16 protein-coding genes and 1 tRNA gene are annotated in these 16,744 nt (G+C 33.6%); 3 read left to right on the plus strand and 14 right to left on the minus strand.

What is annotated here, in order from left to right:
* Positions 1-41 precede the first annotated feature (41 nt).
* Complete coding sequence (locus FLACHUCJ7_RS05885; RefSeq protein WP_078227420.1) at positions 42-785, minus strand: LytR/AlgR family response regulator transcription factor; 744 nt, start codon at positions 783-785, stop codon at positions 42-44.
* Entirely contained in the window at positions 782-2,809 is a 2,028-nt protein-coding gene (locus tag FLACHUCJ7_RS05890) for a sensor histidine kinase (protein WP_180908267.1), read from the minus strand. The genes FLACHUCJ7_RS05885 and FLACHUCJ7_RS05890 overlap by 4 nt, the downstream gene beginning before the upstream one ends.
* A 246-nt stretch (positions 2,810-3,055) precedes the next feature.
* On the opposite strand from FLACHUCJ7_RS05890, the gene FLACHUCJ7_RS05895 reads away from it, so the two are divergent.
* Genes FLACHUCJ7_RS05895 through FLACHUCJ7_RS05905 form a run of 3 tightly spaced genes read left to right on the plus strand, consistent with a single transcriptional unit; the run spans position 3,056 to position 4,488 of the window.
* Positions 3,056-3,517 (plus strand): hypothetical protein, encoded by a 462-nt coding sequence (locus FLACHUCJ7_RS05895; RefSeq protein WP_078227418.1) that lies wholly within the window; start codon positions 3,056-3,058, stop codon positions 3,515-3,517.
* Between the two features lie 7 nt (positions 3,518-3,524).
* The gene (locus FLACHUCJ7_RS05900) at positions 3,525-3,992 is read left to right on the plus strand and encodes a hypothetical protein (protein ID WP_078227417.1); all 468 of its coding nucleotides are present in this window, start codon (positions 3,525-3,527) and stop codon (positions 3,990-3,992) included.
* Positions 3,970-4,488, plus strand: a complete 519-nt coding sequence (locus tag FLACHUCJ7_RS05905) for a hypothetical protein (RefSeq protein WP_078227416.1) — start codon at positions 3,970-3,972, stop codon at positions 4,486-4,488. Before FLACHUCJ7_RS05900 ends, FLACHUCJ7_RS05905 begins: the two co-directional genes overlap by 23 nt.
* Before the next feature lie 245 nt (positions 4,489-4,733).
* Here the strand turns inward: FLACHUCJ7_RS05905 and FLACHUCJ7_RS05910 are convergent, their stop codons facing one another.
* From FLACHUCJ7_RS05910 to FLACHUCJ7_RS05965, 12 genes are all read right to left on the minus strand, one after another.
* The gene (locus FLACHUCJ7_RS05910) at positions 4,734-4,997 is read right to left on the minus strand and encodes an RNA polymerase sigma factor (protein WP_180908268.1); all 264 of its coding nucleotides are present in this window, start codon (positions 4,995-4,997) and stop codon (positions 4,734-4,736) included.
* Positions 4,998-5,375: 378 nt separating this feature from the next.
* Positions 5,376-6,194 carry a lysophospholipid acyltransferase family protein gene (locus FLACHUCJ7_RS05915; protein ID WP_180908269.1) on the minus strand — a complete coding sequence of 273 codons (819 nt, stop codon included), beginning with the start codon at positions 6,192-6,194 and terminating at the stop codon, positions 5,376-5,378.
* 407 nt (positions 6,195-6,601) lie between these two features.
* Positions 6,602-7,312, minus strand: a complete 711-nt coding sequence (locus FLACHUCJ7_RS05920) for a TauD/TfdA family dioxygenase (RefSeq protein ID WP_180908270.1) — start codon at positions 7,310-7,312, stop codon at positions 6,602-6,604.
* The gene (locus FLACHUCJ7_RS05925) at positions 7,287-7,610 is read right to left on the minus strand and encodes a hypothetical protein (protein WP_180908271.1); all 324 of its coding nucleotides are present in this window, start codon (positions 7,608-7,610) and stop codon (positions 7,287-7,289) included. The genes FLACHUCJ7_RS05920 and FLACHUCJ7_RS05925 overlap by 26 nt, the downstream gene beginning before the upstream one ends.
* A gap of 209 nt (positions 7,611-7,819) precedes the next feature.
* Positions 7,820-7,893: transfer RNA gene (locus tag FLACHUCJ7_RS05930), tRNA-Arg, on the minus strand.
* A 41-nt stretch (positions 7,894-7,934) separates the two neighbouring features.
* The gene (locus tag FLACHUCJ7_RS05935; protein WP_078227413.1) at positions 7,935-8,384 is read right to left on the minus strand and encodes a GatB/YqeY domain-containing protein; all 450 of its coding nucleotides are present in this window, start codon (positions 8,382-8,384) and stop codon (positions 7,935-7,937) included.
* A 213-nt stretch (positions 8,385-8,597) separates the two neighbouring features.
* Positions 8,598-10,583, minus strand: a complete 1,986-nt coding sequence (gene ftsZ, locus FLACHUCJ7_RS05940) for a cell division protein FtsZ (protein ID WP_180908272.1) — start codon at positions 10,581-10,583, stop codon at positions 8,598-8,600.
* A 73-nt stretch (positions 10,584-10,656) separates the two neighbouring features.
* On the minus strand, positions 10,657-12,066 hold the full coding sequence (gene ftsA, locus FLACHUCJ7_RS05945; RefSeq protein WP_031454595.1) for a cell division protein FtsA: 1,410 nt from the start codon (positions 12,064-12,066) through the stop codon (positions 10,657-10,659).
* A gap of 6 nt (positions 12,067-12,072) precedes the next feature.
* Positions 12,073-12,795 carry a cell division protein FtsQ/DivIB gene (locus tag FLACHUCJ7_RS05950; RefSeq protein WP_078227412.1) on the minus strand — a complete coding sequence of 241 codons (723 nt, stop codon included), beginning with the start codon at positions 12,793-12,795 and terminating at the stop codon, positions 12,073-12,075.
* Positions 12,782-14,131 carry a UDP-N-acetylmuramate--L-alanine ligase gene (gene murC / locus FLACHUCJ7_RS05955; RefSeq protein WP_180908273.1) on the minus strand — a complete coding sequence of 450 codons (1,350 nt, stop codon included), beginning with the start codon at positions 14,129-14,131 and terminating at the stop codon, positions 12,782-12,784. The genes FLACHUCJ7_RS05950 and murC overlap by 14 nt, the downstream gene beginning before the upstream one ends.
* 142 nt (positions 14,132-14,273) lie before the next feature.
* Positions 14,274-15,359: an undecaprenyldiphospho-muramoylpentapeptide beta-N-acetylglucosaminyltransferase gene (gene murG, locus FLACHUCJ7_RS05960; protein WP_180908274.1), complete on the minus strand. Its 1,086-nt coding sequence runs from the start codon at positions 15,357-15,359 to the stop codon at positions 14,274-14,276.
* Positions 15,360-15,405: 46 nt separating this feature from the next.
* Positions 15,406-16,719: an FtsW/RodA/SpoVE family cell cycle protein gene (locus FLACHUCJ7_RS05965; protein WP_031454591.1), complete on the minus strand. Its 1,314-nt coding sequence runs from the start codon at positions 16,717-16,719 to the stop codon at positions 15,406-15,408.
* Positions 16,720-16,744: the final 25 nt, after the last annotated feature.

The following is a 16,744-nucleotide window of genomic DNA, read 5'->3' on the forward strand; positions in this document are numbered from 1 at the left end:
GCCGTAGTTAAATTTATATACTGTAAATCGCTGTTGTAAAATTAAATTTCGTCTTTCATCAGTTTGAAAAATTGCTCCTTTTTTGCTCTCGAAATTGGCACAACCGATTTGTCATTCATGTGAATCATTCCTTCGCGGGAATAGCTCAAAATGGCATTTACATTGATAAGATGTGACTGATGTACCCGAAAAAAAACTGGCGGAACCAGAATATCCTCATAATTTTTTAGCGGTTTGGAGACCATGATTTTTCGGCCATCGGTTAGGAAAAAAGTGGTGTAGGAGCCCGAAGTTTCACATCTTAAAATTTGTTCTAATTTCACAACATACATTGCTTCCTGAGTTGGCAAAACAAGTCTGTCAGGCGTTTTAGAAAGATTGGTCTGCAATTCGGTGATTTGCTGTTTTTCCAGAACCCTTTCCTGCAAAATGGCAATACGTTCAATTGCGGTTTTTAGTTCCTGCGGATCTATAGGTTTGAGCAAATAATCAACAGCGCTGTATTTGAATGCGTTGATGGCATGCTGTTCATAGGCCGTAGTAAAGATGAGATGAAAAGCATTAAACGAAATTTGCTGCAGGACCTCAAAACCGGTTCCGTCTTTGAGCATTATATCCATAAAAACCAGATCAGGCTTGAGTCTGTCTATTACCTTTTTGGCTTCATCAACGCTTTCAGCATATCCGATAATCTGAATACTGTCCCCGGCAACCATTTCCAGCATAATCGACAAGGCTTCTCTTAATCGGTGTTCGTCTTCAATAATTATTGTTTTGTATATCATTGTAGTATTGGAATATTTATAATTACGATACAACCCTGCCCCTCAGTTTCCGGATCTCTTTCTTTTACCGTAAAACCGGCATCGGGATTCTCTTTTTGCATTTTTGTCAACCGTTCCTCTGTGATAGTTGTGGATAAAGATTGATGTGCATCGTTGATTTTTAATTTTCCCGAAGCTGCCAGCCCTATTCCGTTATCCTTAATTGTACATATTAAACTTTGCCCGTTCTCATCTTCTTTAAAATAAATTTCGATTCGTCCGCGTACATTATTCTCCTGTGGTTTTAAGCCATGTTCGACAGCATTTTCCACAAAAGGCTGAATCAATAAGGGTGGAATTAAAACATCTGTTTCAACAGCATCGTCGCATTCAATTACATAGTCAAAACCATTGTTTAGACGTAGCTGCTGCAGTTCGATGTAATTCTTTAAGGTATTGATTTCTTCTTCAAGAGAAATGGTTTCTTTGCGTGATTGTTCTAAAACCTGCCTGGTGAGTTTTGCAAATTTATTGAGATAAGAAACGGCCGGAATAGTATCTTTTTGCAAAATCATACTTTGGATGTTCCCTAAGGCATTAAAAATAAAATGCGGATCCATTTGCGAGCGCAGCAATCGTCTTTCTAATGATAATCTTGCCGAAAGGTTTTCGATGGTTTCTTTTTCCATCAACTGTACTTTAAGATAGCTATTGGCTTGTTCCTGCTTTAAAAAATCTTCTCTGTTCTGATAATAACGCTGACGGTAGTAATAAGACCTGAACATAAATATTAGTCCTATCAGTAAAACTCCTGCAATGGCATAACCCAACAGCTTATTTTTCTGTTGTAATTCGTTTTCGAGTTCCAGTTGTTTAATACGTTCTGCTTTTTTGGAAGATTCATATCTGGCCTCAGCATTTTGGAGTTTTGACTGTGTCGACTCGTTGTATTTTAACTGATTGTATTTTGCATAAAGCGTATCATAACCATAGTAGGCCTGAAAATCTTTTCGCTTTACCGAAACATCTTTTAAAGAGCTGTAAAATGTAGCTAACAGATAATTATCAGTATACGGAAGGCTTTTTTGATAATTGATTCCGTCAATAAAAAGAAGTTCTGCTTTTATATAATCGCCTTTTTGGGTAAAATAATATCCCTGAAGTCCAATCGCACTTCTATAGATGATTTTTACATTGTATTTTTTGGCAATTGCAGTGGCTTTTTCGAGGTTTTTCAGAAAAGCCTTTTCTTCAATTGGCTGTGGGCTTTTGGTATAAAGATCAGCAAGATTGATATAGGCAATTCCGATGTTGCTTTTACTCACAATTTGATCTGATTTTTTTTCTGCCAAAGAAACTGTCTCCTTAAAAAAATCCATGGCAGCTTCCCAATCTGCTATCCCTACGGTTTCGAGTTTATCGGTCAAAAAACTTCCAAAAGCTAATCTTGCATACAACTCGCTTTCAGCATCTCCGGATTTTGCAGCATGAACCATTGCTTCTCTCGCATATTTTTCGACTTTTGGAGGTGATGCAGGTGAAAAAAGGTACGAGATATCTGAAGCAATTTTGGCACATTGATCGTGTGCCTTTATTTTAGAAAACAATTTATAGGCTTCCAGAGAATACTCAAGTGCCTGAGGCTTATCATCGATATACGATTTTAAAGACCCCATTGCCCCAGCCGCATATGCTTTTGCCCTAACTTTATTTATTTTCTGCGAAAGGTAATAAGCGGTATCTGCATAATGCAAAAACTGTTTTAAATGCAACAGACGCCTCTGTGTTAATGCCAAATACGAATAACAAATCACTTCATCTTCTTTGTTCTTATTTTTTATTGCCAAATTAAGAGCCTGTTGCTGGATTTTAAGAGAAGCTACAGTATCAGAAAAACGTCTGGCATAACCATGACTCGCCATTTTTTCGACAGCAGAGACACTTTGCGCCTGCATTGCGATTGTCAATAAAAAGCAAAATAACACCAAAAAAGGGCAGTGAATTTTTCTCGTTTTTTTGAAATCAGATGTAAAAATTTGAAGCATAAATAATGGTAATTGTCGCCAAAGTACAAATTGTGATTAGACTTACCAAACATTTCATCATGGTTTTTAAATGATAAAAAGCTGATTAAAAATACTTAATTGGAGACCAAAAACTGCCTGTTTCCTGATATATTTTAGAATTAACCAAATAAAAATCTAAACATTCCATTTACCAATTCGCAATTGCTATTGGTTTTTGTATGGAGTAATCTTGTTCTGTTAAATTATTTTAAAATCAATACTATCATGAATAAGAAAATCCTTTCACTACTGTTTATCTTTTTCTGCTTTTTTACTCTAATCAGCTACGGTCAAACTGACGAAAAACGTACAAAAATTGAAATCACCGTAAAAGATGGAAATAAAACTATTACAGCAGCTGTTCGCTCTGCAACAGTTTCGTTTACGAGAAACTCAACTTTGCCATCAAAAGATTCGTTAGACAAAACAGATTCAAAAAATCATTATCTGGCAATTGATTTTGAAAAACAAAATATTGCTTTATTAAGCGCTTTTGCTAAAAATAAAAACGGAATCGACGGTGAACTGACTATGACTGATACTTACGGGAAAACGCCATCGAGAAAATTTGAATTTAAAGGTGCAACATTAGATGCCTTAAGCGATCAGCTAAACGGCGATTATTCGAGTTCATATTTTTCACTGAATTGCCGTTCCTTAATTATAGACGGTGTAACCATAGAATAAGTTCCCCATGACGCAGCTAAAATATTTTATAAAAGAGGGCAATAAATATGTCATGAAACGTGAATATGGCTTTTCTATAATGATCAGCACAGGCCTTGCTGCTTTTGCAATAGGCGGAATTTGGATCGACAATATGGCTATGTTCTGGATATTTGGTGTTTTGTCTGTTTGTGCTGTTATATCTATTTGGTCAAAACAGGTTATTATAGATTTAGACACACAGGAAATCATCATCAAAGTAGGACTAATTGGGAAACCTGTTCCTATTGCCCTGAAAGATTTTCAAAATTTTGAACTGATAAGAATGAAGCAATATTTTATTACTATCAACACTTCTCTAAATATCAATTATTTAAAAGACGGAAAAGAAAAAACGCACTTGATTGCTCAGGGCTTTACCACAAGAGCAATGCAGAATCTGGCAAACGAAATAGACGAAATACTTGACAAGAATGAACATACGGGAAAAATATAATATTGAAGAAAACTCAAATTCGTTTTCATTTCAGCCTGTAAAACCACTCCAGAAATTATCATCATGGTTTTTAGCAGGGATTTTTACGGCAGCAATTCTATTGCCATTATTTAGAGAAATACTGGATGAAACTTTATTTTTTGCCCTTTACTTTTTATTAGCCTATGGTGTTATTCATAGTTTATACGATATTCTGATAAGAGCAAAAATTAGCTATACTTTTGATCTGAGAGCTAACTCAGTTTACAGAATGAGTCCTGTTTCTGAAAAGAAAAAAATCATGAAACTGGAAGAAGCTGTGATCTTTGTCAGTTCCGAAATGGGCAGCTGGCATTATAGCCTTGGTGCAAAAAAAAGTCATTTTGTAAAAAGTTATGCGATAAGTGAAAATTTCAGTTCTGGAAAAAAAAGCGATGCGAAGCAGGAAATATATGAAGAACAAATACTGATCAGAATTAACAAAATGATTGACTCTGCTCAGGGTTTAACAAATTAGAATGTGCCAAAAAAGACAATCAATAAAACTGAGAAAATTAATATTAAAAATGAGTATTTAATTAAACAGAATAGTTTACATAGACAGTACACTTACGATTGCTTTTTCGAATTACCAATTGGTAGATAATAGAGTAAACCAATACCTATTAAAAATAATATAAAAGAAGCGAAAAAAGCAGGAATAAGAATTTCTTTATTATTATCCAAAGCATTGTTTAAGGAGGCATACAATTTAGAATGTTTTCACATTTCTACTACACTATTGTTTCTGACAGCTCTATGCAAATAAGCACCCAGCGAATCCTCAATTTTCAGATAACGTTTTTCATTCCAAAAGTCAACGAATATATCCTGCACTATGTCTTGCGCCATATCATAGGAGTCACAATATCTCACAGAATAGACACAAAGTATATCATAATACTGATCAAAAAGTATTTTGTAGGCTGAAGCATCTCCTTTTTTTAGTTTCACTAATATTTCGGATAATCCAGAAAAGCTTTTCACGAATTGTTCATTATTTTCAGAAAAAAAATACAATCTGGAAAGTATTAGAGGATCTGTTAGCCTAAAAAAACAAGGGAAGTTAAAATCCTTAATTTACATGGAACACACATCATTGCTTTTTTTATATACTTTAAAGTTTATGTTTAAAAGATTTAAGTACCAAAAATTACAACCAATAATTAAGAAACAATAATTTACATCTAAAACAAAAAAGGACAAATCAGAAAAACTGACTTTATCCTTTTAGTGAACACCTTGGCACAACATTCGAACCTTATGTTCGAAGGTTTCCATATTTTAAGTAAGTTGACAGAGATTGAAAAACATAAATACTTAACTTTCAAAGTTATACACAAGCATTAAATAGACTTGAATCTCTTAATTATGTAATTGATTTTTGAGAGCGTATAGCTTGCTTCTAAGATTTTTCAACATTAGAGGGTCAGAGACTTTGCCTTTAGTTCTAGTTAAAAAAATGGGCTCTCCGATATTCATCTTTAAAATATGTCCTTGTTTATTAAAGAGCTCCGAGATCAGTTTTAAAGTTTGTAACATGGGATGAATTGATTTTAACATACCGAAGAAAAAACCATTATTTCCATGAAAATATATAGGTAAAATAGGAACGTCTGCTTTACAGATAATTTTTCCTACCACAGGATGCCATTCCGGATCTGTGATTTTACTCGTCTTAAAATCATAAGATGAAACTTCTCCGGCAGGAAATATTGCAACAGGAATACCTTCTGATAAAGTTTTGAGTGTCATTTTTAATCCCGTAATACTCGCAGAATTTTGCACATTTTCAAATGGATTTACCGCAATAATGCATTTCTCAAGATTTGGTATTTCCTTTAATAAAAAGTTCCCCATATACAATGTATCAGGACGTATCTTCGCAATTGTACTTAATAAAGCCAATGATTCAATACCCCCATAAGGATGATTTGCAACAACTATAAATGCTCCTTCACGAGGAATGTTTAATAATTCAGCAGGATCAAATTGAACTTTTACACCAATTTTCATTAAAACATAATTAGCAAAATCTGCGCCCTCAAGATTACCAGCCTCTTTTACAACTTCATTTAAGTTGTTAATCTTCATTACTTTCATTAAATAAGAAGATAATCCCGGGATAGGAATTTTAGAAAGGCCAGCAGCTTCAGAAAATTTTTCTTTAGATATCAGTGTCATATGTTGTAACGGTTAAGGTTGAATACGAAAGCTAATAAACCTAAAAAGAACTAAAACTAGCAATGGTTATTGATAAATCTTGTTTACTATAACGTTATGACTAGAAACAAGAATTTTGTGTTATGAAAGGGAGAGATGGTTAATCATCTGCATATTCTTTATCGCAATCGTGGGTAAAGATACTCGATTTTACATGCGAAAGTTCAATAAGTAAATAAAACAATTATGAAAAGTACGGATTTCTTAACATTGTCTTTGTAATTATAGAAATAAAAAAAGGTAAAATACATTATGTATTTTACCTTTCTTGTGACCTTAGAAGGACCGAATACGAACCTTTTGCTTGAAGATTTGAAAACTTCAAATGAAATTTTAATATTCTAATTAAAAATTTAGAACTGCTCTTTTTAATTCATATTAAACCTTATTCTTTTGATTAATCTTTTTGAGTCTATATCTATTTCGTCTCGTCCATGCAGTAGTAAATCATTTCTGAATAATACTAAATCTTGCTTTTTTAATTTAATTTTAAACGAATTAGCTTCAAAAATTTTGTCCAAATTATTTAGTTCTTCAATTTCCTTCTCATTGATTTCGGAAAATGATTCCATAGTTATTCTATCATAACAAATGTGATAGTTGCCATTGTTGCCACTTAAAATACTTCTATACTGATTTCGGAATTTCCATTTTTTATGTAATAGATTATGGATTACATTTTCAGATAATTGATTTATTATTTTTCTTAAAAAAACAAAGTTATTTGCACCTTGTTCCTTGATGGCTGGCTCGACGCATAAAAAACCTACACAGTTTGGAATTACATCAAAATCAGCACAATCAGTATGTAAAGGAAAGGCAAAAGCAGAAGCAGCAATAGAAGTAAAAAAATTATTTTGCTTAGATATTTTGACATCAAAAATGTCTTGCCTACAATTGTTTCTATTTTCTTTTACAGAATCTCCAATACTATTGATAAATGATTGAAATTCATGATCTAATAAAGGGAAGTTTTCTATGAGAACTATAGTTTTCCCTTTTTGTAATGTTTTAATTATATTTTGAGAATTAAAATCTTTTTCAAAATCAAAACTAGTTAACAAGTCCAATACCTCCATCAATAAATAAGCTTAATTCATTATTAAATCCATTTTTCGGAAAACTATTAATTTTTTGATTTAAATTCTCAATAATTGTAAATTCTCCAAATTCATTTCCTGATTTATAATAATAACTACAGGATATTTTCTCTACATTCCCACCCCATTTTAACTCTCTGAAAACCGGAATTTCAGTCATTTCATGGATTTTTGAAAAGAGTTCTCCAATTGTAAAGCTTTCATTAATATCAAGAACATTTAAAATTACTGGGACTTGGTTGTCATCATTCAACTCTGAAAAAAATTCAATTTCCATCTCTTCGTATTTAGTTACTTAGCTTTTACTTAAATTTTCTGGCTAATATAAATATTTTTATCTATAAAAAGCATTATAAAAAATAGCTACACTTTCGCTGGTTCGGGCCAAAATTTATCATAACCACTGATTTTATAAAAATGAAAAAAAAATCAAACTACAAAAAAAGCCTGAGAATATGTATTCTCAGGCTTTAAAAAAACTTATAGTGACCGCGACAGGGTTCGAACCTGCAACCCTCAGAGTCGAAATCTGATATTCTATCCAGTTGAACTACGCAGTCAGTATTGTAATAATTTAGATTGTATTATCTTAATTATTAATTTAAACTAATAATTTTTTCACAATTGCAGAAATGGTTTTTCCTTCGGCAGTTCCGCCCAATTGAGCAGACGCCAATCCCATTACTTTGCCCATTGAAGCAATACCTGAAGCTCCGGTTTCAGCAATAATCTTAGCGATAATGCCTTCAACTTCTTCTTCACTTAACTGAGCTGGTAAAAACTTCTCGATTACCGCAACCTGAGCCAATTCTGGTTCAGCTAAATCAGGACGGTTTTGCTCTGTAAAAATTCGAGCACTTTCTTTACGTGTTTTAACTAATCTCTGAAGTAATTTAATTTCTTCATCTTCTGACAATTCTTCTTTAGAACCAGATGCAGTTGAAGCTAATAATAATTCAGATTTAATGGCTCTTAATGACTCTAATGCTACTGTATCTTTTGCTTTCATGGCAGTTTTAATCTCATCCATGATTTGTACTTGTAAACTCATCTTTAATTATTTTATTTAAATAAGCTTAGTTGATGCTTATCCTATTCATTTGGATTTGTTTTGACTTGGTTTGCACTGAATTAATAGATCCATTTTCAATATTTTTAAATAGCTATTCAAAAAGTCAAATTCTAAATTCTGTGCGAAGATAAAAAAAATAACCCGAAAATTAAATCCAATTTTCGGGCTATCCAAATATTATGATTTTTAAAACTAATCTACGTTGTCGTGTAAGAAAGAATTATTTGAACGCAATTGCAAATCATTATTACTATCTGTTCCGACTGAGATTCTGGAATTAGTATTATTTGACTGTGAATTAGACAAATCGATTCCTAATCTTTTGTAAGCAGGCTCTTTTTCAAGCTCATCAATTCTCGAAACGTTATTATGAAATTTATAATTAAATTCTTTTAATTTCTTTCTTCTTTCCTCAGCTCTTAAGCGCAGAGTTTCTTCAATTGTCAATTCCAGAGGAGAAATTTCTGAAGTCGTTGTAAAATCAGGTTGGCTTTCAAAATCACCTCTTGGTTTCAATGTGATATTTAATTCTTCCGGAACTACATTTTCTATCACTTTTTCAACTGGTTTTGAACCCATTAAATCATTCTCAACCTCCATATATTCTTCCAGTGAATATTTGATGATTCCATTTTCAGAAAGTTCTGTTACCGGCACAAATGAAACTGGCTCGTTTACTTTTATATTACGAGTCTCATTTGTCAATTCAAATAAAATTTTATTATCCTCAACAACCAGCGGTGCTTTTTTCACTTCAGGTTCAGCTCTAAAAAGTGGCAAATCAAAAGAAAAAGCAGTCTGCTCTTGTCTTTCGAAAACTCTTTGCTCAACTTGTTTCGTTTCCTGAAAAGATTGCACTTCCGGACTTGAAATAGTAAAATCAATATCTGTAATTGGTGAAACGATTTCAAAAGTTACATCAAGATTTTTGATAAACTCTGACATCACCACTAATTCTTCCTGATTAATTGTTGGTGTAACTACCGGAGCAACTGGGGTTTGTACCACAGGAGCAACAACCGGATCTTCCATCAAATCAAAAACAATTTTTTCCTCTGATTTTATTACTGGTGTTTCAGTATTTAAATCAAAAGAAGCAAGAGACCTGTTTGTCAGATTATGAACACTTCTTTGCTCATCTTCTAAGGTATGAATAATTTTTTTAGGCTCAGTATTTACTATTTCGTTTTGTTGTTCAACATCAAAACCTGTAGCAATAATAGTTACAGCAATAGCTTCACCAAGAGTTTCGTCTTCACCAACTCCCATGATAATATTAGCATTATAACCTGCTTCTGCCTGAATATGATCATTGATTTCTCCTATTTCATCAAGCGTTATTTCATTAGATCCAGAAACGATAAGCAACAATACGTTTTTGGCTCCTGTAATTTTATTATCATTTAACAATGGAGAATCTAATGCAGACACTATAGCATCTTTAGCTCTATTGTCACCCTCTGAAACTGCTGATCCCATAATAGCGGTTCCGCTGTTTGCCAAAACCGTTCTGGCATCACGTAAATCGATATTTTGAGTATAATGATGCGTAATTACTTCGGCGATTCCTCTTGAGGCTGTTGCCAAAACTTCATCCGCTTTTGAGAATCCTGCTTTAAAACCAAGATTTCCGTATACTTCTCTTAATTTATTATTATTGATTACAATTAGCGAATCAACCTGCTTACGTAATTTTTCAATTCCTATAAGCGCTTGTTCCTGACGTACCTTCCCTTCAAACTGAAAAGGAATTGTAACGATACCTACCGTTAAGATTTCTCTTTCTTTTGATAATTGTGCTATAACAGGAGCAGCACCCGTACCGGTTCCACCACCCATACCCGCAGTAATAAATACCATTTTAGTACCACGATCAAGCATCTTTTCGATATCAGCGATACTTTCAATAGCCGATTGTTGTCCTACATCAGGATTTGCACCTGCTCCAAGACCTTCTGTTAAATTTACTCCTAACTGAATTTTGTTAGGTACCGAACTATTTTGAAGTGCTTGTGAATCTGTATTACAAACGATGAAATCAACACCCTTAATACCTTGTTTAAACATATGATTGATAGCATTGCTACCGCCTCCACCTACACCTATTACTTTGATAACATTTGATTGGTTTTTTGGTAAATCAAATGAAATACTTCCAAATTCTGAGTTGCTCATCATCTTTTTGGTTTTGAAATTCTTATTTAATACATTTTTTACTTCTTGACTTGGGGCCAATAGTAATTCCTTTTCTTTATTCTGCGTTATCTAAAAAATCTTTTATTTTATCGACATATCTGTCAAAAAATGATCTTCTGATTTTTATTTCGGTAGATTCTTCTACAACAACATTATTTTTAACTTCTCTTGGTTGTTCAATAGTTTCAACTCTTTCAACGTAGTTTTCTTCAACTTCGTATCGCTGTTGCGTTACCGGAGGAACATTTCTGTAAACCACCCTTGGCTGCTCATTTACAACCTCCATTCTAACAGCGCTTTGCGTACTGTTTTCAATACTGTTCATTACTAATCCAACAGCAGTTGCAAATAACGGACTAGAGATTTCTTCACTTGAATTACCTGCTAAATGCTCGTTTGGATATCCAATTCTGGTATCCATCCCTGTGATATATTCTACTAACTGCTTAATGTGTTTTAACTGGGCTCCTCCGCCTGTAAGCACAATCCCGGCAATTAATTTTTTACGTGGATCTTCATGCCCGTAAGCTTTAATTTCAGCAAAAACCTGTTCTATTATTTCTACAACACGAGCGTGGATAATTTTAGATAGATTTTTAAGCGAAATCTCTTTTGGCTCTCTTCCTCTTAAACCCGGAATAGAAACAATTTCGTTATCTTTATTTTCTCCCGGCCATGCTGAACCGAATTTTATTTTTAAAAGTTCTGCCTGCTTTTCAATAATCGAACAGCCTTCTTTTATGTCTTCTGTAATTACATTTCCTCCAAAAGGAATAACTGCAGTGTGACGAATAATACCATCCTTAAAAATGGCTAAATCTGTTGTTCCGCCACCGATATCGATAAGTGCCACACCAGCTTCTTTTTCTTCCTGACTTAAAACAGCATCTGCAGAAGCTAATGGTTCTAAAGTCAATCCTGATAATTCAATTCCCGAGCTCTGAATACATCTTCCAACATTTCTAATTGAAGATGCTTGTCCTACTACAACGTGAAAGCTTGATTCCAGTCTTCCGCCGTACATTCCAATTGGCTCTTTTATCTCAGATTGTCCATCGATTTTAAATTCCTGAGGCAAAACGTGAATGATTTCCTCTCCCGGCAACATAGCCAGTTTATTTACCTGATCAATCAAAAGCTGAATGTCTTTTTCGCCAATCACTTCCTCAGGATTACTACGGCTAATATAATCTGTATGCTGTATACTTCTAATGTGTTGTCCGGCAATCCCTACAACTACATCCTTAATTTTGTACCCTGAATTATTTTCGGCTTCCAGAATAGCTTGCTGAATGGATTGAATGGTCTGCGTGATGTTATTTACAACACCTCTCGCAACACCCAGACTTTTGGATTTACCAATACCCAGAATTTCCAATTTCCCATACTCATTCTTCTTGCCTATCATGGCAACTATTTTTGTTGTTCCAATATCTAGACCTACTGCAATGTTATCTTTTTCCATTTTCTATTATTTTGTGCAAACTACTTGTTCCGTAAACCTGAGATCAATTTTATTGTATTTATATAACGAACTATCTAAAACTGCTTTTTGAAAAAAGGCTTTATAATTCCTGAATTTTTCATCAACATTCATCGTTCTTCCAAAATCAATGATGTAATTGTAATTTCTATTAAACATTTTTAAGCTGCCATTAGGCATAATTTCGATTGCAATGATGTTTTTTTTCAAAAACGCATCGTCATAAATTGTGCGAAATAGGGCAGCTAAATCTTCGTTATTTTTTTTATTTATTGTTCCCGAAACAAGAGGAACACGCGCTGTAAAATTGTCTGACAAAGGCATTTTATTTCCCTCATAGTCAATATAGAAAGAGCCTGCACCATCATAAACTCTTACTATCGGTGTTCTCTGTTTTACCCGCGCTTTTAGAACTCCATCGATACTTACAAAAACATCTGACTTTTCAATCATCTCTTGCGTATCAAGGGTTTTTTCTATTTTATTCAAATCTAACTCATCTTTTCGGATACTGGAAGCGTCTCTTTTATTTTCTATCAACAATTTATTAACCGTTTCAGGCTTCACAAAAAGCATATTATCTCCTACAAAAACCACCATGGATTTCTTCAGTTTTCGATCTCCGTTTCGATGTTGCGCAAACGAATACAGAAACAAAACAAGTCCGAAAATAAGTACTAATCTTATGTTTGTCCAGTTAAATATTTTCATTCAGCATCTTTTTAATTGAAGGTACCATTTCACCAATATCACCAGCCCCTATTGTCACAATTATTGGCGCATCACTGGTTTTAACAGCAGCCAATAAATCTTCTTTAGCAACAATTCTTTTGTTCGAATTTGTCATTTTTTCCAACAGCCAGGACGATGTAATTCCTTCCATTGGTAATTCTCGTGCCGGATATATATCCATTAATAGTACATCATCAAATTGAGACAGGCTTTCAGCAAACCCATCAGCAAAATCCCTTGTGCGGCTGAATAAGTGCGGCTGAAAAACAGCCAGTACTTTTTTACCCGGATACAACTCCCTAACTGCCTGATGAACAGCATTTATTTCTGTTGGATGATGTGCATAATCATCAATATATACTAATTTATCAGTCTTAATCTGATAAGAAAAACGTCTTCTGATTCCATTAAATGAAGCAAGTGCTTTTGCAATAGAATCTGTAGGCGTACCATAAGTTCTTGACATTGCAATAGCCATTAATGCATTCATCAAATTGTGTTTTCCGGGCAAGCCAAAACGCAGATCCTTCATTATTTCTGATGGAGTCTGAACATCAAAAACATAACTTCCGTCTTCAATTCGAACATTGTAAGCTTTATACACAGCATTTTCATTTATGGCGCATTGAACACCATTTAGAGGCAACTCTTTTGTTATAAACAGCTTATTTACATCTTCGACTTTAGAAGCAAATTCAACAAACGAAGCTTCAATTGCATCACTTGTACCATAAATATCCAAATGATCGGCATCCATAGAAGTTATACAGGCTATATCCGGATGAAGGTGCAAAAATGACCTGTCAAATTCATCTGCTTCTACAACTGTAACTGTCTTTCCTGTTCCAATCAAATTGGAATTGTAATTCTCAACAATTCCGCCTACAAAAGCTGTAACATCCGCACCGCTTTCATATAAAATATGCCCTAAAATACTGGATGTTGTTGTTTTACCGTGTGTTCCGGCCACTGCAAAACTAAAAGTATCTCTGGTAATAATTCCTAAAACCTCAGCACGCTTTTTAACTTCGTACTGTCTTTCTATAAAATAATTCCATTCTGAATGGGTTATAGGAACAGCAGGTGTAAAAATGACTAATGTATTTTCTACAAAATAATCCCCCTGAATCAAATTAATATTATCCTCAAAATGAATATCGATACCACTCTCCATCAATTCATTTGTTAGCATTGATGGTGTCTTATCGTAACCTGAAACTTTTTTCCCGATATATTTAAAATAACGGGCCAAAGCACTCATACCGATTCCTCCGATGCCAATAAAATAAACGTTTTGTATTTGATTTAAATTCATTTCAATTTTAATTTTGAGCTATTTACATAATTAAAAAACTAGTAATTAAGCTTTTGTGTTTTCTTTATTTAATAACTCAAAACGCCTAAAAATAACGTTCTGATTTGTTTTTCGTGTTGTATAATTATAGTTTAAAGTTATATTATAACAACTTTATAATTTCATTTACAATAATTTTTGTCGCATTTGGCTTAGCTAGTTTTTTAATATTTTCGCTTAATTGTTTTTGTTTACCCTGATCTTTTATTAAAGCTTCAAAAATAATATTAAACTGAGTTTCCAATTCTGTTTCTTTCAGTAAAATTGCTCCTTTTGCATCTACAATAGCCTGAGCATTCTTAGTTTGATGGTCTTCAGCTACATTTGGAGACGGAATAAAAATTACTGGCTTCCCAACAATACATAATTCCGATACCGATGATGCTCCTGCACGGGAAACAATTACATCTGCAGCAGCGTAAACAAAATCCATTCTTTCAACAAAATCAACCACTATTATATTTGACTGATTGTGTTTTTTATAATCCTCAAAATATAATTTTCCACACTGCCAAATCAACTGAATATCTTGCGAAACAAAATTTTGCAATTCTTTTTCAACTAACTGATTAATTCTTCTGGCACCTAAGCTTCCTCCTAAAATCAATAATGTTTTTTTATTAGGATCTAAACCGTAATAAGAAATCGCTTCTTTTCTTTTACTATCAATATCAATTAAATCCTGACGAACAGGGTTTCCCGTAAGAACTATTTTTTCTTTTGGAAAAAATCGCTCTAGATTTTCATATGCAACACAAATTGCATTTGCTTTTTTGCTTAGCAATTTATTTGTTATCCCCGGAAACGAATTCTGTTCCTGAATTACTGTAGGTATCCCTGCCGAACCAGCTGCCTGCAGTAAAGGTCCGCTCGCAAAACCACCTGTTCCTATTACCACGTTTGGCTTAAACTGTTTGATAATTCTTCTTGACTCTAATAAACTAGATGCTAATTTTAAAGGAAACATCAAATTTTGCAATGTCAGTTTTCTTTGTAAACCAGCAATCCAAAGCCCTTTTATTTCGTAACCTGCCTGAGGCACTTTTTGCATTTCCATTTTATCCTTGGCACCTACAAAAAGAAACTGGGCATCAGGAAATTGTAATTTTAACTCGTTTGCAATCGCAATTGCAGGATAAATATGTCCTCCTGTCCCTCCACCACTTAGTATGAATTTATACTTTGTCATATTATTTTAAAGGCTATAGTATTTAAAACTATTCTCTTTTTAAATTTTACTTATTCAATACCGCATTCATTGGATTTCTGGAATTATCTTCAATAGAATACCTCAATCCTTCTTCTTCATAAATTTCATCGGCCGGCAAATCTTCTTCAGCCAATTCTTTATCTATTAATCGTTGAAGTGCTTCTTTTCGTTTTTCCTTCTCTTCCCTTTCTTCTGCAATTTCTTCTTCTTTTTTGGTCACACTTATAATAATTCCAAGAGCAAAACAAGTCATCCAAATCGAACTACCTCCACTACTTATCAGTGGAAGCGTTTGCCCTGTAACCGGTAATAATTCGACCGCAACAGCCATATTGATCATTGCCTGAAATATCATCGGAAAACCAAGTCCAACAACAACTAATTTTCCAAACAAAGTATTTGCTTTATGAGATGCAATTACAAATCGGAATAACAGCAACAGATACAAAATCAATATTGAAACTCCCCCAACTAAACCATATTCTTCAACTATAATAGCATAAATAAAATCGGAAGATGATTGCGGTAAAAAGTTTTTCTGAACACTTTTACCTGGTCCTAAACCACCTAATCTTCCTGAAGCGATCGCAATTTTTGCTTTTTCGATTTGATAATCATCTTCATCAGGTTTATCTGTTGTAAAATTCATAATACGACTTTCCCAAGTCGATACCCTGCTGAAGAATCTTGAATCCGGAAAAGCTTTCGCCACCAAAAGAAAAAATACCAACATTGCAATTCCTGAGCCAATAATAAAACCGATATATTTTAATGGATATTTACCAATGAAAGTCAGCATCATAACCATACAAAAAATCAACGCTGTTGTCGAAAAGTTTGCCGGTAAAATAAGCGCCAATGTGATAAAAACCGGTAACCAAAGCTGTATTAATGAAACCTGAAAAGGTTCGTTTTCTTCTTTGGTTTTTGACAAGTAACGTGCCACGAAAATAAAAAGAACAATAGAAGCTAAAGTTGAAGTCTGAAAGGTGATCCCAATAAATGGTACCTGAATCCAACGACTTGCATTTGCTCCGGCAATTACAGTTCCTTTTAACAAAGTATAAAGTAATAAAAACCAGACTACAGGCAATGCTATTTTTGATATAGCCCTGAAATAATGATACGGCACTTTGTGCACCCAATAAATGATCAAAAATCCAATACAAATATGCGCCAGATGTTTTACAAGATACCCTAAAGTATTTCCCGTTCCATGACCTATATAAGCTAAATTACTACTCGCACTAAAAACAGGCATAAACGAAAACAATGCCAATAAAGCCACAAATGACCATATTACCCTATCTCCTTTTAATTTGTTAACCAGCTCTTTCATAATCACTTTTATTTCAGGTTTCTCT

The sequence above is a fragment of the Flavobacterium salmonis genome (assembly GCF_903819435.1).
GTDB classification, from domain to species: domain Bacteria; phylum Bacteroidota; class Bacteroidia; order Flavobacteriales; family Flavobacteriaceae; genus Flavobacterium; species Flavobacterium chungangense.